The 18475-nt window shown below is 57.7% G+C and carries 19 protein-coding genes and 2 pseudogenes; 10 read left to right on the top strand and 11 right to left on the bottom strand.

The genetic code is table 11. From position 1 onward, the window contains the following. Nucleotides 1-11 precede the first annotated feature (11 nt). Nucleotides 12-1169, bottom strand: a complete 1158-nt coding sequence (locus ATI02_RS07125) for an HD-GYP domain-containing protein (RefSeq protein WP_100845859.1) — start codon at nt 1167-1169, stop codon at nt 12-14. A 534-nt stretch (nt 1170-1703) separates the two neighbouring features. Further along, nucleotides 1704-2636, bottom strand: a complete 933-nt coding sequence (locus ATI02_RS07120; RefSeq protein WP_095187626.1) for a LysR family transcriptional regulator — start codon at nt 2634-2636, stop codon at nt 1704-1706. 109 nt (nt 2637-2745) lie between these two features. Between ATI02_RS07120 and ATI02_RS07115 the strand changes: the two genes are divergently transcribed. Genes ATI02_RS07115 through ATI02_RS07105 form a run of 3 tightly spaced genes read left to right on the top strand, consistent with a single transcriptional unit; the run spans nt 2746 to nt 5089 of the window. Next, nucleotides 2746-3831, top strand: coding sequence for a TauD/TfdA family dioxygenase (locus tag ATI02_RS07115; RefSeq protein WP_095187625.1), 1086 nt, complete (start codon nt 2746-2748; stop codon nt 3829-3831). 3 nt (nt 3832-3834) lie between these two features. Continuing rightward, nucleotides 3835-4593 (top strand): sulfite exporter TauE/SafE family protein, encoded by a 759-nt coding sequence (locus ATI02_RS07110; protein WP_095187624.1) that lies wholly within the window; start codon nt 3835-3837, stop codon nt 4591-4593. 16 nt (nt 4594-4609) lie between these two features. After that, nucleotides 4610-5089 carry a YbaK/prolyl-tRNA synthetase associated domain-containing protein gene (locus ATI02_RS07105; protein ID WP_095187623.1) on the top strand — a complete coding sequence of 160 codons (480 nt, stop codon included), beginning with the start codon at nt 4610-4612 and terminating at the stop codon, nt 5087-5089. Nucleotides 5090-5284: 195 nt separating this feature from the next. Here the strand turns inward: ATI02_RS07105 and ATI02_RS07100 are convergent, their stop codons facing one another. The 4 genes from ATI02_RS07100 to ATI02_RS07085 form a co-directional block, all read right to left on the bottom strand. Then, entirely contained in the window at nt 5285-5941 is a 657-nt protein-coding gene (locus ATI02_RS07100) for a DUF2931 family protein (protein WP_095187622.1), read from the bottom strand. An 11-nt stretch (nt 5942-5952) separates the two neighbouring features. Then, on the bottom strand, nt 5953-6606 hold the full coding sequence (locus ATI02_RS07095) for a DUF2931 family protein (protein WP_095187621.1): 654 nt from the start codon (nt 6604-6606) through the stop codon (nt 5953-5955). Further along, nucleotides 6606-8147: a phospholipase effector Tle1 domain-containing protein gene (locus ATI02_RS07090; RefSeq protein ID WP_100845858.1), complete on the bottom strand. Its 1542-nt coding sequence runs from the start codon at nt 8145-8147 to the stop codon at nt 6606-6608. Before ATI02_RS07090 ends, ATI02_RS07095 begins: the two co-directional genes overlap by 1 nt. A gap of 137 nt (nt 8148-8284) precedes the next feature. Further along, nucleotides 8285-8647, bottom strand: coding sequence for a DUF6124 family protein (locus ATI02_RS07085; protein ID WP_100845857.1), 363 nt, complete (start codon nt 8645-8647; stop codon nt 8285-8287). A 580-nt stretch (nt 8648-9227) separates the two neighbouring features. Between ATI02_RS07085 and ATI02_RS07080 the strand changes: the two genes are divergently transcribed. Both ATI02_RS07080 and ATI02_RS07075 read left to right on the top strand, forming a co-directional pair. Beyond that, the gene (locus tag ATI02_RS07080; RefSeq protein ID WP_100845856.1) at nt 9228-9422 is read left to right on the top strand and encodes a hypothetical protein; all 195 of its coding nucleotides are present in this window, start codon (nt 9228-9230) and stop codon (nt 9420-9422) included. A 416-nt stretch (nt 9423-9838) separates the two neighbouring features. Then, nucleotides 9839-10576, top strand: coding sequence for a carbonic anhydrase (locus ATI02_RS07075; RefSeq protein ID WP_095187617.1), 738 nt, complete (start codon nt 9839-9841; stop codon nt 10574-10576). Between the two features lie 279 nt (nt 10577-10855). Here the strand turns inward: ATI02_RS07075 and ATI02_RS07070 are convergent, their stop codons facing one another. From ATI02_RS07070 to ATI02_RS07040, 5 genes and pseudogenes are all read right to left on the bottom strand, one after another. Further along, nucleotides 10856-11335 carry a GNAT family N-acetyltransferase gene (locus ATI02_RS07070; RefSeq protein WP_095187616.1) on the bottom strand — a complete coding sequence of 160 codons (480 nt, stop codon included), beginning with the start codon at nt 11333-11335 and terminating at the stop codon, nt 10856-10858. Between the two features lie 13 nt (nt 11336-11348). Beyond that, the gene (locus ATI02_RS07065; protein WP_095187615.1) at nt 11349-11564 is read right to left on the bottom strand and encodes a DUF4287 domain-containing protein; all 216 of its coding nucleotides are present in this window, start codon (nt 11562-11564) and stop codon (nt 11349-11351) included. A gap of 215 nt (nt 11565-11779) precedes the next feature. Then, a pseudogene (locus ATI02_RS32595) lies at nt 11780-11992 on the bottom strand (cytochrome B); the annotation flags it as partial. A 172-nt stretch (nt 11993-12164) separates the two neighbouring features. Then, the gene (locus ATI02_RS07050) at nt 12165-13163 is read right to left on the bottom strand and encodes a hypothetical protein (RefSeq protein WP_095187614.1); all 999 of its coding nucleotides are present in this window, start codon (nt 13161-13163) and stop codon (nt 12165-12167) included. A 284-nt stretch (nt 13164-13447) separates the two neighbouring features. After that, complete coding sequence (locus ATI02_RS07040; protein ID WP_100845855.1) at nt 13448-14002, bottom strand: cytochrome b; 555 nt, start codon at nt 14000-14002, stop codon at nt 13448-13450. A 209-nt stretch (nt 14003-14211) separates the two neighbouring features. Here ATI02_RS07040 and ATI02_RS07035 point away from each other — a divergent pair, with 209 nt between their 5' ends. The 5 genes and pseudogenes from ATI02_RS07035 to ATI02_RS07015 all read left to right on the top strand — a co-directional run bounded on the left by ATI02_RS07035 (nt 14212) and on the right by ATI02_RS07015 (nt 18467). Continuing rightward, a complete protein-coding gene (locus ATI02_RS07035) occupies nt 14212-14889 on the top strand; it encodes a thermostable hemolysin (protein WP_100845854.1) in 678 nt (225 codons plus the stop codon). Next, on the top strand, nt 14879-16360 hold the full coding sequence (locus ATI02_RS07030) for an AMP-binding protein (protein WP_100845853.1): 1482 nt from the start codon (nt 14879-14881) through the stop codon (nt 16358-16360). Before ATI02_RS07035 ends, ATI02_RS07030 begins: the two co-directional genes overlap by 11 nt. Further along, nucleotides 16357-17030 (top strand): annotated as a pseudogene (locus ATI02_RS07025) (iron-containing redox enzyme family protein). The gene ATI02_RS07030 and the pseudogene ATI02_RS07025 overlap by 4 nt, the downstream one beginning before the upstream one ends. Then, complete coding sequence (locus tag ATI02_RS07020) at nt 17017-17826, top strand: SDR family oxidoreductase (protein ID WP_100845852.1); 810 nt, start codon at nt 17017-17019, stop codon at nt 17824-17826. The pseudogene ATI02_RS07025 and the gene ATI02_RS07020 overlap by 14 nt, the downstream one beginning before the upstream one ends. Further along, nucleotides 17823-18467: a tetratricopeptide repeat protein gene (locus tag ATI02_RS07015; protein WP_100845851.1), complete on the top strand. Its 645-nt coding sequence runs from the start codon at nt 17823-17825 to the stop codon at nt 18465-18467. Before ATI02_RS07020 ends, ATI02_RS07015 begins: the two co-directional genes overlap by 4 nt. Nucleotides 18468-18475: the final 8 nt, after the last annotated feature.

Raw genomic sequence — 18475 nt, 5'->3', positions numbered from 1 at the left:
ATGCGCGGGGCTCAGGAACGATCAGCAATTTGCTCAAGCAGGGCTAACTGCCTGGCCATGTCCTGGTCGCTGTCGGCAAATCGCTCGGCAATTGCGCGAAACTGTTCGGCATTGGCGAGAAACGCGTCACAGATGTCCGGATCAAAATGCGAGCCCCGGCCTTCGCGGATGATTTTCACCGCTTGCTCGTGAGGCATGCCGGGCTTGTACACGCGGCGACTGATCAGCGCATCGTAGACATCCGCCACGGCCATCAATCGGGCGCTGATCGGGATGTCATCGGTGGCCACGCCTTGTGGATAGCCACTGCCATCCCATTTTTCCTGGTGGCCGTAGGCAATTTCCTTGGCCAGATGAAGGAAGTCGACGTTTATTCCCAACTGATCCTCGGCGTGCTGGATGGCGTCGCGTCCCAATGTGGTGTGGGTTTTCATGATCTCGAACTCTTCGGCGGTCAGCCGTCCCGGTTTCAGCAGGATGCGATCAGGAATGCCAATCTTGCCGATATCGTGCAGCGGTGCCGATTTGAAGAGCAGTTTGATGGTGTCCTCGTCGAGGAAGTCCCGGAAGCGCGGGTGATTGCGCAACAGTTCAGCCAGGCGTTTGATGTAGTGCTGGGTGCGGCGAATGTGGTTGCCGGTTTCGTTATCACGGGTTTCAGCCAGCGAGGCCATGGCGTGGATCGTGACATCCTGGATGGCGATCACCTCGCGGGTGCGCCGTTGCACTTCCTGCTCCAGAAAATCGTTCTGATTGCGCAGGAAATCGGCAACGGCCTTGAGCTTGATCTGAGTCTCGACCCGGGCCATTAGAACCGGGGGAATGATCGGCTTGGTAATGTAATCCGCAGCACCGAGGCTCAAGCCGCGAATCTCGTCCTCCATAGCGGTCATGGCGGTCAGGAAAATGATCGGTATGTGGCGAATGCGAACGTCAAGCTTGAGCTGCTCGGCAACGTCATGACCGGACAGGCCCGGCATCATGATGTCCAGCAGGATCAGGTCGGGAAGCGGGTCTGCCTGTAGCAGGCGCAGGGCCTTTTCGCCGCTGTTGGCGGCCTTGACCCGATATTTGTCCTTGAGCAACTCTGCGATCAGCATCAGGTTATCGGGTGTATCGTCGACCACCAGAACGGTAGCTGATGGGTAAACGTCCTGCATGCTATCCATGTATGTTGGCTCCCGAGTCCGCAATTCAAGAGCTGGCGTACTTACGCCAGTCTCTTGCTGGCAAGCGTAGCTAGAAACGCCGCAATCGCTAGCTGAAGATCGGCAGGTTGGTTCGAAGAGGCACTCAATCGAATGTCTGCTATTGGCTGTGGATTCAACCGGTGGACGCAACAATCGGCCAAGCGCTCATGACGCCGTCCCGTAAACATCAAAAACCCAGTGTGCTCGCGATGAGCTCAGCGCTTCCATTGATGTTGGCTGACACTACGCCGCCGCAAGCAGGCTCGCTCCCACAGTGAGCATTGGTATTTGGGGAATTACGCTCCGTCAGCGACTGCGCCGACATGGGGCGGCATTTTCCGGCGTTTCCCCCATTGCTGGCGTCGATAGCCCCATCGCGTCAATGACGCTCTAATACAAAACCTCGGCGTAGCAGCTCGTCGATGCTCGTCTGCGGTAGCCGAGGGTGGGTTTCAGCGTGTCAGCGTCTGATCAACTGCACAGTAACCGGGCTGGGCTAAACGCCCCGTAACCTCATATCAGTGCTGAGCCGCGTTTACATTCGAGGCTTTCACCCAAGTCACGGATCATCTCCATCAATGCCTTCACCCGCAGCGGCAAATTTCCGGCCGGGTATACCGCGTGCATCTGTGGGCTCTCGCCGCTGCTGGAGGTGAGTTTGTACTCAGGACAAACCCGGCACAGGCGCCCCGCTTCCACTTCGGGCTCCGCCATCCAGTCCGCCAAGCGGGCGATCCCGACGCCTGCCAGGGCTGCCTGAAATACCGCCAGACCGGAGCTGAAACGAAATTTTGGATGAACCCGAAAGCTGATGGCCTGCTGCTCACTGCGAAAATTCCAATCCTTGAGAATCCGTGGCGCCGTATGCAGGATCAGCGAGTGCGACTCCAGTGCCTCGATGGAGTCGGGCATGCCGTTGCGCTCCAGGTAGTCGGGGCTGGCATACAGATAACGTGAGTAACTCCAGAGCGCAAAGCCGATCAATTCGCTGGATTGTGGAAACGCGCCGCGAATCGAGAAGTCCAGCTTGCTCTTGGCCGGGTCAATGATCTCATCGGTGAAAATCACATCGATTTTTACGTCTGGATAACGCTCGCAGTATTGCGCGATCAACCGGGGCAATACCCCGTGCCCGAGAAGCTCGGGGGCGGAAAAACGGATCCAGCCGGAGGCCAGGCCGCTGAGGCCGGCCAGGTCTTCATCCACCTCACGTTGCAGATCGAGCATTTTGTACGCGTGGGGCAATAAGCATTCACCCGCTTCGGTCAAGCTCACGGCATTGGACGAGCGAATGAACAACTTGAGCCCCACACTTTCCTCCAGGGCTTGAACGGCGCGGGTCAGTGCGCTGGGGGAGCGCCCCAGCGTCCGTGCCGCGGCGACGAAGCTGCGCTTGCGAGCCACGGTCGCGAAAGCTTCAAGTTCGCCCAACATATTCAGTGCCACTGTCCACCTCATTGCACTTTTCACAACGCGGCATTGCAACACAAAAAAGTCCCTTCCGTTAACCTTCCCGTTCAACCCACAAGGATTGGGCAAACAGGAGCGCACGGACGTGTCGAAGCTGGATATAGAAATCGGGAAAGCTGCAGCTTGTGTTGATGAAGTCATTCATGAATGGCTGGAAAAACAATCAGTGACTTCGATCCGACGGGAGATACCGCAAATTCATCTGTCGCTCGAAGAACAACGCACACTTCAGGCCGGTCTGGCATCGCTGGACGTGACCGATAGCGCCTCGGGTATCCGCCACATGCCGGTCCTGGGTCAGTTGCTGGAAAGTGTCCTGGCCACCGAGAAAATTCAGCAGCTACGCAATTTTCCAAAGTCCCGTGAAGTGGCGATGATCGTCAGGGGGCTGCCGCTGGACCCGCAACTGCCCGCCACGCCCTATGACCTGGAGCCGGGTATCGAGAACCTGTCGACGCTGGCCGGGGCTATTTTGTCCGTGCTGCAAACGCTGCAAACCCGTCCGCTGGCGTACGAGGGTGAAAGCAGCGACACCGTGTTCCGTCACGTTTCGCCCAAGCAAAAGCGAGAGACCGAAAAGAGCTCCTATGGCTCGCGCGCGGATCTGGACATGCATGTCGACAACCCTCACCTGCCTTTGACCTGCGAACCCGTCTCGCAGCTGTCGGCCTGTCCGGAGTACCTGACCCTGACCGGCCTGCGCTGCGAGCTCGACGTACCGACGCGCATCGTCGCCATTGACGAGGTGCTGGCCATTCTGCCGACCTGGGTCGAAGAAGAAATGTCACGGCCGAAATTCACCGTTCGCCGGCCTGCCTCCTTCGGCAAACACGGGAATGTGCTGGAAAACGTGCCCTTGCTGTACAGAAGCGCAACCGATGGCCTGTATTGCCGCTACAACAAAGCGAGTGTCGAAACGACCTGCGCCAATGCGCAGTTCGCCCTCCAACTGTTCGCCGCCGCCGCCAATCATGCCGATGTCGTGCACCACATACTGCTGCAACCCGGCGACATGCTGATCTTCAAGAACCAGCAAACCCTGCATGCCCGGGATGGTTTTACACCCCGCTACGACGGCCGTGATCGCTGGATGTTACGTGTCTTCGGGGTCAATGATCCGGCACGCGTGGTGCCGCTGGACCCAGATCAACCCTATATAGTCAGAGCCTGATTCATGGTCGATATTGTCATCCTTTGCGTGTTCGCCTTCGCCGCCGGCCTGATCGATGCGGCGGTGGGCGGCGGCGGACTGATCCAGATTCCCGCACTGTTCAACGTGCTGCCCACCGCTCAACCGGCGGCACTGCTGGGTACCAATAAGGTCGCGGCCGCCTGCGGCACCGCATTCGCGGCCCGGTCCTTCGTGCGCAAGGTGGTGATCGACTGGGGTCTTGTGATCCCCGCCGCCTGCGCGGCTTTTGTCATGGCCTTCTTCGGAGCCGCCACGGTGTCGTTCGTACCCCAGTCGATGATCCGGCCGGCGGTGCTGGTGTTGATCGTACTGATGGCGATCTACACCTTCTGGAAAAAGGATTTCGGCGCCCTGCACAAACCCATGCGCATCGGTACCAAGGAAAAACTGCTGGCGATCATCATCGGCGGTGCCATCGGTTTCTACGATGGTCTGTTCGGTCCCGGCACTGGCAGCTTCCTGATCTTCCTGTTTATCCGCTGCTTCGCCTTTGACTTTCTTCATGCCTCGGCATCGGCCAAGCTAGTGAACATCGCGACCAACGTAGCGGCACTGATGTTCTTCATTCCGACGGGTAACGTGCTCTACCTGATCGCAATCCCCATGGCGGCATTCAACATCCTGGGCGCGCTCACCGGCACCTGGCTGGCGGTTCATAAAGGTGTGCCCTTTGTCCGGGCTCTGTTCCTGGTGTTGCTGGTGATTCTGATCAGCAAACTGTCCTACGACCTGTTCCTGTAAACCAGAGGAAAACTCCATGCACCCCATGTTCGATCGCCTCGTGGCACTACTCGATGCCCGCTCAGCCTCCTACCGGGTGTTGATGCACGATGCCGAGGGCCAGTCGGCGCGCGTCGCCGAAATCCGTGGCACCGAGCCCGGCCAGGGCGCGAAGGCCATGCTTTGCTCCCTCAAGGGTCAGGCCGAACCCTATGCCCTGGTGATCCTGCCGGGCGACCAGAAGCTGGACATGAAGAAAGTCGGCGCGGCCCTGGGCGGAAAAAAAGCCGAGCTGGTAAAGGCCGAAACCGCCATGGAACTGACCGGTTGCCGGATCGGCGCCATCCCTCCTTTTGTTTTCGATGAGCGGATTCAATTGATCGTCGATCCGGCCTTGACCACTGGCTACGCTGAAATAGCCTTCAACGCGGGCCGGCTGGACGCGTCGATGGTGCTCGATACGAAGGATTATCTGGCGATTGCCATGCCTCGATTGCTGGATATCAGCCAGGCTTGAGCAGATGTTTTCAGGGACGGATTTATTTTCAAACTTCTTAAAAAACGGATCTTGAAAATAAATCAGTCTCCTGGGCTGTAGCCATCGGCGAGAAGCGGCTTTTCGGGGACGAGGGCAATCGGGCAATAGTCGCCATTCACGAAAGGCTCCTTTCGACGCATGGCAGCGTGATGCTTAGCTTCATTGGTCCACCGCTTACCAACTTCCGTAAGGGATGCCGAACTTCTCGATATAGCGCTTGGATTTTTCACTGACCGGGTACGCGTAACGCCCTTGGTTCTTGCCCTGACCAGGGCCTAACGGTTCGATCTCGGCTTGGGCCTTTGCCACTTTGGTCGGGCGATGGCATGAATCCCGAACAAAAACCTGCACAACGCCACCGGGAGCCAAGCCCAAGTAGATAGACGCGCTATAGCTGGCCTGTTCCTCTGGAGTTTCAGGACATCGCTGATTAACGGAAGCCATCATCATTTGCCTAGCCTCCTCAGGCACATCCACCCAAACCTTATAAGTCTGCGGTTCGACAATGGATTGCCAGCGCACGTAAATGCGTTTGGGCAGATCAACGCCGATCACCGCTTTTGAGGCAGCGCCCACAGCATGCCAGCCTCGGGCGGATTCCTTTCCATTTTCCGGTTCCCCGCCTGCGGCCGTACCTCCTCCCGTGCGCTTGAACAGCTTGCCGTTTATATCCTCGACGGCGCTGTCTTCAACCCACACCTTCATGTAATAAGGTTCGGTGAACGCGAGTTCCCACGACTCGGCTTTGGGATCGTTTTTGCCTGATAGCGGATCTGCAGATTGGCAACCGGCCAAGAACAATATGCATAGCAGCGTGATGCTTAATTTCATTGGTTTATCGTCTACCAACTTCCGTAAGGAATGCCCCACTTCTCGATATAGCGCTTCGACTTTTCACTGACGGGATACGCATATCGTCCTTGGGTTTTCCCCTGACTCGGCCCCAACGGCTCGATTTCGGCCTGAGCTTTCGCGACTTTGACCGGATCGTGACATGAGTCTCTTACCCACACTTGCACAACGCCACCGGGCGCCAAGCCCAGATAAACCGAAGAAACATAGGTAGCTCTTTTCTCTGGCGTTTTCGAGCAGCGTTGGTTGACCGAAGTCAGCATCAATTGCCTGGCTTCTTCGGGTATATCGATCCAAACACTATAGGTTTGAGGCTCTACGATGGATTGCCAGCGAACGAAGATTCGTTTGGGGAGATCAGCGCCCACCACCGCTTTGGCGGAGCTGCCCAAGCCGTGCCAGCCTCGCGCAGACTCTGTTCCGTCTTCTGGCTGCCCGCCCGAGGCGGATCCGCCGCCAGTGTGTAGGAGCGTCTTTCCTTTGATGTCTTCGACGGAGGTGTCCTCAACCCAGACTTTCATATATCTAGGCTCGGTAAAGCCGAGTTCCCACCATGGGGATTTGGGGTCGTTTTTTGCTGATAGCGGGTCAGCGTGACAACCAGCAACAAACAGTATGCAAAGCAAGGTTGCGAATAACTTCATTACCAAAGCGTCCAGTCAGGTACATGTGGATGTTTTATTCGAATTGCATCTGCCGTGGGGGCGTTGATATATACAGCCCGCAAGCCACTTCCATCTCTTCGCCCAAGTGGGTGGTTCCAGTTCGCGGATGTATGAATGTACTTTAGCTGGAGCACTTGCTCCTCTTTCAGCGTGGTGCTGTAGTCACCAGAGACAAATCGATCGCACATGGATTGAAGTTCTGCAGGAATTACAAACTCAGGGGTCTCGGGAATATCGTTGAAACGCACTCCCTTGGCTTTTGCCTGTTGATGCATTACGCGCAGGCAAACTCTAGCCAGCATTCCGCTCACCGGCCGTTTTAGCTGCAAGGCAGCATAGACTCGCTTAACGCGTGGACCCAATCGATCTTGCGGGTCGATTGGCATCAGGAGTGCCGGTGGTGTAACGATCTCCAGCATTTCGGAGGGCCAGCCTTTGCTTAGCCACTGGCTTCTCACCTTCACCGCATCCTGGTAGATCGATGTGGTGGCGACATCCGTATTAATGGACACCTCAAGAGTTTGCATTGGGCTGATGAGTACGCACTCTTCAGCCTCTTCGAGGTAGCCACCACCAATATCGGAGTGCACACCGGGCAGGACAATTTCTGGATGGTCCATCGCCACGCGACTGAGGGCAAAATTACCTCTGCATTCATCCCGAGCAACCAGTTGGACAACATCGGTGAAAAAGCGTCGGTCGAGGTAAAGCCTGATACCTGGTGCTACAGCGCTTTTGATGTTGCCCAAATTGGACCAGCCAGCAATTGACGGCACCGTGTCGAACAAACCTATGAAGCCCATATTGATATCGCTGTGGTATTGATCAACGAAGGACGAACTGAAGACATCAGAATTACTTCGTAAGATTTCGCCCAGCGGGCCTTGTTTGCCACGCACGATCTCATTTGCGAAGTGCCGAGCGGCTGCCGCGCCGCGACTGAATCCGAAAGTGTCGAAGGTCAATGAGACAATTTCACTCCCCGGATTTTCTTTCACTGCTTCATTGATACGTTGTTCGATGAGCACAAACGACGATTGAACGCGACCGGCAACACCTGTTTCCCCGCGCCCGGCGCCAGCTCCCAGGGTGCTGTCTTCTTCACCTGATCGGGTACCGATGCCTTCGACATACACCATACGGAATGCCTGCTTTCGCAGCCCCTCGCCTTCGGCTACTTCAGGAGCGTCATACAGATCACTCAGCCTTTTCACATTACTGACGTCATTACCGTAACTGCTATCCGGATCGCTCATATACGGCTTGCAGTTAGCATCGATATCTTTGGCAGCAATCGGATGATGCGCGCCACAAAGCAAACCTGCGGCGGCGTTATTCGCGTTGTTACCCGTGCCATCAAAGAAAACCCCAATCCGCAGCGCGATGCCGATTTTCTCAGGCTCGGGCGCGGGTTCTTTCCCGTGTTTTTCGTATTCCGCCCAGTGCTGGGCGTGGATATCGACGGGTTTGGCTTCTTCGTAGCGACGGTTTTTCGGGGGGTTGGGGACGTAGCCGCTCAATCCGTGATTCCTTGTTCTGATCCTTGAGAACGGGCCGAAGGGTGACAGCCGAGGCTGGGGGGCGCAAGGCGTGGCCGTGTGCCAGCCTGGTTGAGACCGCGTGGTGCGACGAGGGTTTCCCCTCGTCGTGGTGGGGGTTACTTGGGGATTTCGACTTTATCGAGAGCCTGGTTTACGGCCAGTTCGGCGAGCATTACGACTTGCGCGATGCCCAGCGCGTTTTTGCGGTGGGAGGTGCTGAGTATGGCGGCGAAGTTGTTGAGCATTTCGCTGGCGGAGCCGAGGGTTTCGCTCGCGTTGGCGAGCAGCGATTCGGTGTCGTACTTCGGGTTGGCGAAGTACATGCGCTCGGGCTCGTTGGTGCTGGCCATGATGTGGTCGGCGGGTTTGAGGTAATGGTCGAGGGCGCGTTCGGCGGCTTCGTGAAATTTCCTGGAATCGGGGGATTCGTAGGGGGATGTGGGGTCGGTTTCTGGCGGGTTGGGTGTTGGTTTGAACATGGTGAAACTCCTGATTTTCATTAGGAGCTACCAACATCACTTGCAGATGATGGGTGGCAGCTATGCGCGGGTCTGCAAGACCGGGAAACCAGGCACCCGGCAGACCCGAGGGTCTCCCGCACAAAGCCGCCATTGAACGGACGCAAATGAGCGTCCTTTGGCAGGGCTGTGCGACTGGCTTTCCGGCGGGCTTGCAGACCCGATCACTGATGAGCAGTGACGGGAATCAAGTTACGGGGGGAGTACCAGGCGCACAAGCCGGCGGATTCTGGCTTAGTCGTAGGTAACGGCGCAAGGCGTTGTAGGGTTTCGGTGGTTACTTGAGGCTTCGTTTAAACAGTGGTGCTTTTATTGTTTATTTCGGTCAGAGGTTGATCAGGTGACTGGGCTGACGTCTTCGCGAGCAAGCCCGCTCCCACAGGGATTTATGGTCGGCTTGGGACTTGCGGGGGCTGGGTCGGTGCCATCGCTAGCAGGCTCACTCCTACATCGGCCGGACCAGACTTGGGAGCGTTTTTGGTCGGGCTGACGTCTTCGCGGACAAGCCCGCTCCCACAGGGATTTGTGGTCGGTTTGGGACTTGCGGGGGCTGGGCCTGCGTCATCGCGGGCAGGCCCAGAGCATTTTTGCCGAAACGCCTGAAGGCCGCGGTTTTTCGGACAACATCTTCGACGCGGATGAAGCTGCCCAGCAAGCGTTCCAAAACGAATTCAAGGAGCGCGACCCTGAAATTGTCAAACAGCTGGAAAAGATGATTACAAAGTACGATCGCTAAGTGCGACGGCCGCAGGGTCGAGCCAACTGCGCACGGCGGGTGGTTTACAGGCTCAGGCAGGCGCCGCGGCTCGATGCAAAACTTGAAACTCAATTGAATTTGCCGAGGTGGGTCGGGTTGGTTGCGCTCTGCGCTGAGCGCAGCATCGATTCGACTTCGGCAGCTGCTGAACGCCGGTCGCCCCAGATGGCATTCGCACCCACCACGACAAGGTGGCTGAATGCTGCTGCTTTTGATCCCAGCTTCACCCTTTTCGGAGTGGCCCTGGATACCACCATAAGTCCTACCACCTCCACTCAGAAGCTTCTTCCCAGGTAACCTCTTCGATCGACATTTTCGTGTTTTCGAAAATACTGCTGACGGCATTCTGCATCTTGGGTTAATTTGTCCCACTGCCACAATCCAGGAAATGAACAATGAATAAAGCTGACCCGCAACACCCATCCCGCCGCATGCTGCTCAAGCGCGGAGCGGCCCTTTCAGCATTAACGATTACTGGAGTGGCCGGATTAACTATGCCTTCAGTCTCTTTTGCTGCAGCGCTCAGCAAAGAAGAGCGAGATAAAATGACGCCGGATGAGGTCATTGAAAGCCTGAGATCCGGCAATCTGCGTTTCCGTGAAGGCAAAAGGCAGAAGCATGACTATTTGGCGCAAAAGCGCGCCAGTCAAAACGGGCAGTATCCGTCAGCGGTAATTTTAAGCTGTATTGATTCGCGCGCCCCGGCGGAAATCCTGCTGGATGCCGGTATTGGTGAAACGTTTAACTGCCGCGTGGCTGGCAATGTGGAAAACGAAGACATTCTCGGCAGTATGGAATTTGCCTGTGCTCTAGCAGGGGCCAAGGTAGTAGTGGTGATGGGGCATACCTCCTGTGGTGCAGTGAAGGGTGCAATTGCCAATGCCGAACTGGGAAACCTGACTGGATTGCTGAGCAAAATCAAACCGGCAATTGCTGAAACGGTATACGAAGGTGAGCGTACAGCTGACAACTATGAGTTTGTCGATTCCGTTGCCCGCACCAACATCAAAATGACGATGGCCGATATCCGTCAACATAGCCCGACCCTGAACAAGCTTGAGCAGGATGGGAAAATAAAAATCGTAGGCGCTATCTATAAGCTTATGGGTGGAGAGGTTGAGTTCTTTACCTGAAAACAAATAATCGTCAGCCTGGCCATGGCCGCTTTCGATTGCAAACGCTACGGCTGCAGGTCTTCCTCTGAATTGCGCAGTGGCCGCAGCTCACCTCGGGCGACCTCATCTGGTACTGCGAAGGAGCACCTGGAAGGCACCGACGATGAGTGCCAGCTGGATGCGATGGATACGAAGTCTGATCGCTGAGCGCTCCCGGCTGGTTCGTTCTGGAAGTGATGGGGGATTGGGCGGACGCCTTCGCGGGCAAGCCCGGCTCCCACAGGTTTCGCGGGTTGCTCAGGTTTTGTGGTGTGTCATGTGGATCAGGGCTGATCGCCTGCCACCCGGCGCCGGTCGTTCTTCGATGGAAAACGGGATGAAGCCGAGTTTCGGATAGAGCAACAATCCTGCGGTGTTTTCGTTGAAGCAGGAGAGTTGCACTTCCTTGGCTTGGTATTTTTCGAAACCCAGCGTGGTCATGGTTTCGACGATGTATCGCGCGACACCTTGCCCGCGAGCGTATGGCGCGACGATGACGTTGCCGATGCAGCAGATGCCATCGTACTCAGCACGGTAGAAGTTGGCGAAACCGACGAACTCGCCGTTTGCCAGAAAAGCCGTGGAGTCGAAGCGCTGGCTGATCGCGGTGTGCATCTGCTCTTCCGTCAGCGGGAAGTTTGCTTTCGGGAACATGAAGAACAGCTCTTGCTCGCCTTGAGGAAAGCCGCAAATGGTTTTGACGTCGTCGGCGGTCACTGGCCGGTGGGAGAAATTCATCACTGCCCTGCCCTCACTTTTTGCCGCTGGCCAGATGATGCGCAACCAGCGCATTGGCATGCCCGTGGCCCATACCGTGTTCTTCCTTGAGCCATGCCACCAGTACCATGTGCTTTTTGTCGGTGACGCTGGCGAGCAGGGTCAGCCAGTGGTCGATGGGTTGGCCGTACTTTTTCTCGATGGAGGGGAAGTACGACGCCGGGCCTTTTACTTTGTTGTCTTCGCTCATGCTGCACGCTCCGTTGGTTCGCGACGGAGGGTCGGCGGACGCTCCTTGTCGGCAAGGCCTAAGCGTGGACGCGAAGTGCGGATCCGGCAACTGCCCCCCTACCGGACGCCGCAAAAACCTGTGGGAGCGAGCCTGCTCGCGATGGCGTCGTGTCAGCCAACATCGTCATCGGATGACACACCGCTTTCGCGAGCAGGCTCGCTCCCACAAAGAGGTCAGCGTGTGCCTGTGCGGCCCGGCAGCATGCGCACCCAATAATAATGAAACAACCCCGCCAGCGCGTGCTGCCCAATCAGCCAGTAACCGCTGCTGCCGATCAGTTCGTGCCACTACTTCAGGCATTTGCCGAAGTCCGGGGTGGAGATCATCAGGTCATAGAAGGCCAAGAGCATCAACTGCGAGATGCAGATCTCCCAGGCCGGTGGTTTCGACGCAGACAAATGCGCCGACGAACAGCATCCGCATCCGCATCCGCATCCGCCAGTGCAGAATGATAGAAAGATCACGTGGAGGTACATCAAAATCCAGGATTAAGCCTCCTGACTCTCACGTCTACCGCACTTCGTTTATTTCTGCATGACAACGAACTGATTACTTTCCCTAATGGTAGATACCCGAATCAGCGACCTCCGTGGCCTCTTCTGTGCAGTACACGACTTTATCCAGATAAGGTGCGACTTCCTTTGCCCAATCGGCCTTACGACGGGCGAACCAGATCAGTTGCGCACTGACATCAACTGGCATTTCGGCTTGTCCTGAGCTTTTATATGCCGCCCAAGTATCTGCGGCGCCGTGTTTTGCCGAGTCCTGATGTGTATAGGCAAGAAACCGTTTAATATGCCCTGTGGGGCACGCTTTGGTTGCTGCATAGTCTCGTTCGATATGAGCGGCAGAATAGGAGTCTTCAACCATATGCAGCAATGAACCCAGCGCGTGATCGGCAAAGTCGTTGGGGGTGTCTTCCAGATGGTACTTGGGCTGCATGATGTAGCTAAGTTGCCAATCCGCCTGACGGGCAAAGTAACGGTTCAGATTTTCTATTTTCACAGCTTTAAAGTGAGTTGCAGGCTTCAGCTCATTCGTCGCCATGCGATAGGCAAACTCGGCCCACATAAGGATTTTCTGTTTTGTATCGACGGCTTTCTCGCCATCCGCCGACGCCATTGAGTGTAAAAACTGCATATCGCCGTAATGGCTGCGGTAATGCATCTTGTACCTTGAATCGATGGTGTAAGCAGAGTTGTTTGCTCGCCTCTTCGCATCCCACATATGCCCCACCCAAGTCAAAGCTGAAATTCTATAGAGACTTTGGTTCGGGTCATCATTCCACCATACGCCACGTATGAGTGAGTCTTGAATAACGGCATCAGGACTGCTGTTTAACTTGCAAACAGCATCGTTCGGGGTTTCCTCAACGCAGCGTTTTACAAACCGCTCACGTGCCAAACGTGTAATTCTTTCGTGTACCGGTTCCGAAAAATGATCTGCAGCAGTACCTTGGGGCGCAACGATATATCTGTTCATTGGGTTTAATTTGAAGGCGTGCGCACTACCGGCTGCGGTGGCCATTATCAAAATAGCGATGCTGATCTTTTTCATAGCTAAGTCCGTTGCTATCCAGTCCTGATCACAATGCTAGTAGTTAATTAAACGGCCGTTGTCTTTTAATTCGCGGGATGCCCCTTTTTAACTCCTTACACATTCAAGCATGCGCGCGTCGGCAAGGCCTAAGCGTGGACGCGAAGTGCGGATCCGGCAACTGCCCCCTACCGGACGCCGCAAAAACCTGTGGGAGCGAGCCTGCTCGCGAAGTTGTCGTGTCAGCCAACATCATCATCGGATGACACACCGCTTTCGCGAGCAGGCTCGCTCCCACAAAGAGGTCAGCGTGTGCCTGTGCGGCCCGGCAGCATCCGCACCAGCGTGTTATCGCGCACCCAATAATGGTGAAACAGCCCCGCCACTGCGTGCAGGCCGATCAGCCAGTAACCGCTGCTGCCGATCAGTTCGTGCCAGTACTTCAGGCGTTTGGCGAAGTCCGGGTCGATGGCGACCGGGGCCGGTACGTGGAAGCCGAAGTACGGGAACGGTTTGTCGCCGGCGGCGAGCATCAGCCAGGCGAGGATCGGGGTGGCGATCATCAGGCCGTAGAGGGCCAGGTGCATCAGGTGCGCGATGCCGGTCTGCCAGGTTGGGGGTTTGGGGGTGATCGGTGGGCGCGGGGTCAGGCGACCAAGCAGGCGGATCCACACCAGGGCGAAGATGCTGGCGCCGAACAGGCCGTGAAAGCCCATCAGCAGGCCGCGCGCTTCGCTGCCCTTGGGCATGTAGCCTTTGATTTCAACGCAGGCGTAAACGCCGACGAACAGCGCCAGCATCAGCCAGTGCATCGTGATTGAAAGTTTTCCATAACGGTTTACGGCGTTGTCGCGGGTCATAAGTAGCGCCTCGTGATTGTCGTGTGTGACGGTCGGAGCGGTCGACGGTCACGTTCCTTTGGCCGGGCGAACCGACGGTGTCACCCTGCCCGGCCAGTCTTAAGACAGTCTGAAGATCGGCCCGTGGATTAACCTTCTTTCACCTTCAGACTTCGTTAAGAAATGGCTTGGATACTCCCCTCAAACCTATTGAGGGAGGCGTTCTGCCCATGCCCGATTTCGACTGGAACATCCCCCTGCCCCTGCACTTCGGCCAAACCGAAACGCCGCAGATGATGCTGACCCATACCTTGCCGGATGACGGGCAACGAACGGCATTCGAGACGTTCATTCAGCAGCGCTTTCGCAAGGCCCACGGTGCCGATATTCGTCACTTCATGCCGGAGCTGTTCGGCATGCACAACGCCGCAGGTGAACTGTGCGCGGTGGCCGGTGTACGTCGCGCCCATCTGCAGCCATTGTTTCTTGAGCGCTACCTGGATGAGCCGATCGAACCGCTGATCAGCGCGGCGGCGGATCGCCCGGTGGACCGCACCGCGATTGTCGAAGTCGGCAACCTCGCGGCCAGCGACACCGGCAGTGCGCGTCTGAGCATCATCGCTATCACCTATTTGCTGGCCATGGGCGGTCTGGAGTGGGTGACGTTCACCGGCAACATCGGGCTGGTCAACAGCTTCCATCGTCTCGGCCTGAATCCAGTGACATTGTGCGCCGCAGACCCGGAGCGACTGGGTGACGAGCGTCAACATTGGGGCAGTTATTACGAAAGCAAACCGTGGGTACACGTCGGCAACATCCGCGCCGGGTTCATCCATTTGCGCAATATCGGACTGTTCAACCGGCTGGGATTGCCGACTTCGATTGAAGGAGCTTTCCATGTCGCTTGAACTGCAACGTTTTCAGGAAACCCTGCGCAGCCATGCCGGGCGCAACGACAACGCGGTCGCGCTGTGGGGCGATACGCTGAAAATGGATTACACGACCCTGTACGCCGAGGTGCTGTATCGCCAGGAGCGCTTGCGCGATGAACACGTGCAAGTTGTCGCACTGGCACTGGATAACGGCGTCGACGCGATGCTCTGGGATCTGGCCGTGCTGTTCGAAGGCCTGACCTGTGTGACGCTGCCGCCGTTTTTCAGCCCGGCGCAACGCGCCCATTGTCTGGAGCTGAGTCAGGCTGAACGGGTGATTGCCGAGCCGGAGCTTGAGGCCGAACTGCGCAATGGCGGTTATGTGAAAAACGGCGAGTTCTGGTGCCGCACATTCAGCGGCCCAAGTCGTATGCCCGCTGGCACCGCCAAACTGACGTTTACCTCCGGCACCACCGGCACGCCCAAAGGCGTGTGCCTGAGTGCCGACAGTTTGTTGCGGGTGGCGCGAGAGCTGCATCAGGCGAGCGAGCCGACTAATCCTGAGCATCATCTGAGTCTGCTGCCGCTGGCGATTCTGCTGGAAAACCTCGGTTGTTATGCGGCGCTGTATGCCGGTGCGATGTTGAGCCTGCCGAGCCAGAAAACCCTCGGCATTCACGGCGCCAGCGGTGTCGATGTGCCGCGCCTGCTCGGCTATCTGGCCAGCCGTGCGCCGGAGAGTCTGATTCTGGTGCCGCAGCTGTTGCTGATGCTGGTCAGCGCTGCCGAACAAAAGGCGTTCGACCCGCAAACGCTGCGCTTTGCCGCCGTCGGAGGCGCACGGGTGTCCGAGGATTTACTGCACCGCGCGCAACGGGTCGGCCTGCCGGTTTATGAAGGTTATGGCTTGTCGGAATGCGCTTCGGTGGTTTGCCTCAATCGCCCCGGTGCACGGCGTCCGGGCAGCGTTGGCCGGCCGTTGCCGCATGTTGAAGTAAGGCTGGCCGAGGACGGCGAAGTGCTGATCAAGGGCTCGCCGCTGCTGGGTTATCTGGGGGATGCGCCATACGCCGAAGAGTGGTGGCCGAGCGGCGATCTGGGCGAGTTCGACCCGGAAGGTTTTCTCTACCTCAAGGGCCGCAAGAAGCATCAGTTCGTCACCAGTTTCGGGCGCAACGTCAACCCGGAATGGGTCGAGTCGGAACTGACCCAGCGCCGCCACATTGCCCAGGCGTTCGTCTATGGCGAGGCGATGCCGCACAACCACGCCCTGCTCTGGCCGCACCGCGCCGATTGCAGCGACGCGGATCTGGCCGCCGCCGTCGCCGAAGCCAACGAAGCCTTGCCCGATTACGCCCAGGTGCGTCGCTGGACACGCCTACCCCACCCCTTCAGCGCCGCCAATGGCCTGCTCACCGCCAATGGCCGCCCGCGCCGCGAAGCCATCGTCGCGCATTACCACACCCAATTAACCGAATCCGTTATCTGCGAGGCATCCGCATCATGAGTTTTTTCGACACCCTGCAAGAAGCCACACAGCAGGAACGCCACGAGCTGTTCAACCTGCCGATCATCGTTGATGCGCTGCAGGCAAGGTCAGCCTTGAGAGCTATCGGGAATTTCTCGCCCAGGCCTATTACCACGTGCGCCACACCGTGCCGCTGATGATGGCTTGCGGCGCACGTTTGCCAACACGTCTGGAGTGGTTGCGCAAAGCCGTCTGCGAGTACATCGAGGATGAATACGGCCATGAACAGTGGGTGCTCAACGACATTGCCGCCTGTGGCGGTGATCGTGATGCGGTGAGTGATGGTCAGCCGTCGCTGTCGATCGAGTTGATGGTCAGCTTCCTCTACGACCTGATCGCCCGGGGCAATCCGGTGGGGCTGTTCGGCATGGTCAATGTGCTTGAGGGCACCAGCATTGCCCTGGCCACCCACGCGGCGGGCAGCATTCGTGAGCGTCTGGCGTTGCCGGAAACGGCGTTCAGTTATTTGAGCTCCCACGGCTCGCTGGACATCGAACACATGCAGACCTACCGCCGACTGATGAACAAACTGGAGGATCCCGAAGATCAGGCGGCGGTGATCCACGCCTCGAAAGTCGTGTATCGCCTGTACACCGATATGTTCCGTGGCTTGCCGCGTGAAGTGCAGGCTCAACATGCAGCTGCATGAAGCGCGTGTTGTCCTGACCGGCGCCAGTGGCGGTATCGGCATGGCCATCGCCAGTGCCTTGTGCGCCGCCGGTGCGCGGGTGCTGGTCGTGGCCCGGCATCAGGAAGCGCTGCTGCCGTTGCTTGAGCGTTATCCGCAAAATCTGTATTGGATCGGCGCCGACCTGACCTTCCTCAGCGACCGACGCAAAGTGCTGGCCGCCGCTGAAGGCATCGGTGGCATCAACCTGCTGATCAACGCGGCCGGGGTCAACCACTTCGCCATGCTCGAACAGCTCGATGACAGCGACATCAACGCCATGCTGGCGGTGAATGTCAGTGCGCCGATCTGCCTGACAAAACTGCTGTTACCGCTGCTCAAGCAGGCGGACAGCGCCATGGTGGTCAATGTTGGCTCCACTTATGGCTCGATCGGCTATGCCGGTTATGCCAGTTACTGCGCGAGCAAGTTTGCCTTGCGCGGTTTCTCCGAAGCGCTGCGCCGGGAGCTGGCTGACACGCGGGTCAGCGTTCTTTACGTCGCGCCCCGCGCCACCCGCACGTCGATGAACAGCAGCGCGGCGCAAGCCTTGAACGATGCACTGAAAGCCAACGTCGACGACCCGCAAACCGTGGCTTCGGCGGTTCTGCACGCGATCGCCGGCGACCGCCGCGATCTGTATCTGGGCTGGCCCGAACGCTTCTTCGTGCGCCTCAACAATCTATTGCCGCATCTGGTTGATCGCGGCCTGCGCAAGCAGTTGCCACTGATCCGCCGCTTCAGCGAAAAACCCGACAACGAGACCCTCAAACCATGAAAAAACTGTCCGCATGCCTGTTATTGGCCACCCTGAGTCAAAGCGTCTGGGCGCTGGATTCCGCCGATCAACAACGCCTCACTGGCATCCAGCAGAGCTGGGCGCACATTCAATACGAAGTCGCGGAAAAACAGCGCGCCGCTGCTTTCGAGCAACTGTCCAGCGAAACCACGGCGTTCACCACGCAACGCCCGGCCGTGGCCGAAGCGTGGATCTGGAAAGGCATCGTCACCAGCAGTTGGGCCGGTGCCGAGGGCGGACTGGGTGCGCTGGGCAAAGCCAAGGACGCCAAGGCTGATCTGGAAAAATCCCTGACCCTTGATCCCAAAGCCTTGCAAGGTTCGGCCTACACCAGCCTCGCCGCGCTGTACGACCGGGTGCCGGGCTGGCCGATCGGTTTCGGCGACAGCGACAAGGCTGAGCAACTGCTCAAGCAGGCGCTGCAACTCAATCCCAACGGCATCGACAGCCTGTACTTCTGGGGTGATCACCTCTACCGTGAGAAACGCTACGCTGAAGCCAAAGCGGCGCTGCAAAAAGCCCTGCAAGCCGCGCCGCGTCCAGGCCAGGAAAGCGCCGACGCCGGGCGCCGCAAAGAGATCGCCGCCCTGCTGGTGGACGTCAACAAGAAACTCGACTGACAGGAGTC

It is taken from the genome of Pseudomonas baetica, from assembly GCF_002813455.1.
In the GTDB taxonomy this organism is placed as follows: Bacteria; Pseudomonadota; Gammaproteobacteria; order Pseudomonadales; family Pseudomonadaceae; genus Aquipseudomonas; species Aquipseudomonas baetica.
The sequence above is the reverse complement of the archived record's forward strand: the minus strand, read 5'-3'. Positions and strand labels throughout refer to the sequence as shown.

Bases quoted from the DNA above. Each gene is read 5' to 3' on its own strand.
- ATI02_RS07095 (WP_095187621.1), bottom strand. From the start codon at position 6,606: ATGAAGTTATTCGCAACCTTGCTTTGCATACTGTTTGTTGCTGGTTGT.
- ATI02_RS07105 (WP_095187623.1), top strand. From the start codon at position 4,610: ATGCACCCCATGTTCGATCGCCTCGTGGCACTACTCGATGCCCGCTCA.
- ATI02_RS07050 (WP_095187614.1), bottom strand. From the start codon at position 13,163: ATGAAAAAGATCAGCATCGCTATTTTGATAATGGCCACCGCAGCCGGT.
- ATI02_RS07110 (WP_095187624.1), top strand. From the start codon at position 3,835: ATGGTCGATATTGTCATCCTTTGCGTGTTCGCCTTCGCCGCCGGCCTG.
- ATI02_RS07075 (WP_095187617.1), top strand. From the start codon at position 9,839: ATGAATAAAGCTGACCCGCAACACCCATCCCGCCGCATGCTGCTCAAG.
- ATI02_RS07015 (WP_100845851.1), top strand. From the start codon at position 17,823: ATGAAAAAACTGTCCGCATGCCTGTTATTGGCCACCCTGAGTCAAAGC.
- ATI02_RS07100 (WP_095187622.1), bottom strand. From the start codon at position 5,941: ATGAAATTAAGCATCACGCTGCTATGCATATTGTTCTTGGCCGGTTGC.
- ATI02_RS07070 (WP_095187616.1), bottom strand. From the start codon at position 11,335: ATGAATTTCTCCCACCGGCCAGTGACCGCCGACGACGTCAAAACCATT.
- ATI02_RS07085 (WP_100845857.1), bottom strand. From the start codon at position 8,647: ATGTTCAAACCAACACCCAACCCGCCAGAAACCGACCCCACATCCCCC.
- ATI02_RS07125 (WP_100845859.1), bottom strand. From the start codon at position 1,169: ATGGATAGCATGCAGGACGTTTACCCATCAGCTACCGTTCTGGTGGTC.
- ATI02_RS07035 (WP_100845854.1), top strand. From the start codon at position 14,212: ATGCCCGATTTCGACTGGAACATCCCCCTGCCCCTGCACTTCGGCCAA.
- ATI02_RS07040 (WP_100845855.1), bottom strand. From the start codon at position 14,002: ATGACCCGCGACAACGCCGTAAACCGTTATGGAAAACTTTCAATCACG.
- ATI02_RS07030 (WP_100845853.1), top strand. From the start codon at position 14,879: ATGTCGCTTGAACTGCAACGTTTTCAGGAAACCCTGCGCAGCCATGCC.
- ATI02_RS07020 (WP_100845852.1), top strand. From the start codon at position 17,017: ATGCAGCTGCATGAAGCGCGTGTTGTCCTGACCGGCGCCAGTGGCGGT.
- ATI02_RS07065 (WP_095187615.1), bottom strand. From the start codon at position 11,564: ATGAGCGAAGACAACAAAGTAAAAGGCCCGGCGTCGTACTTCCCCTCC.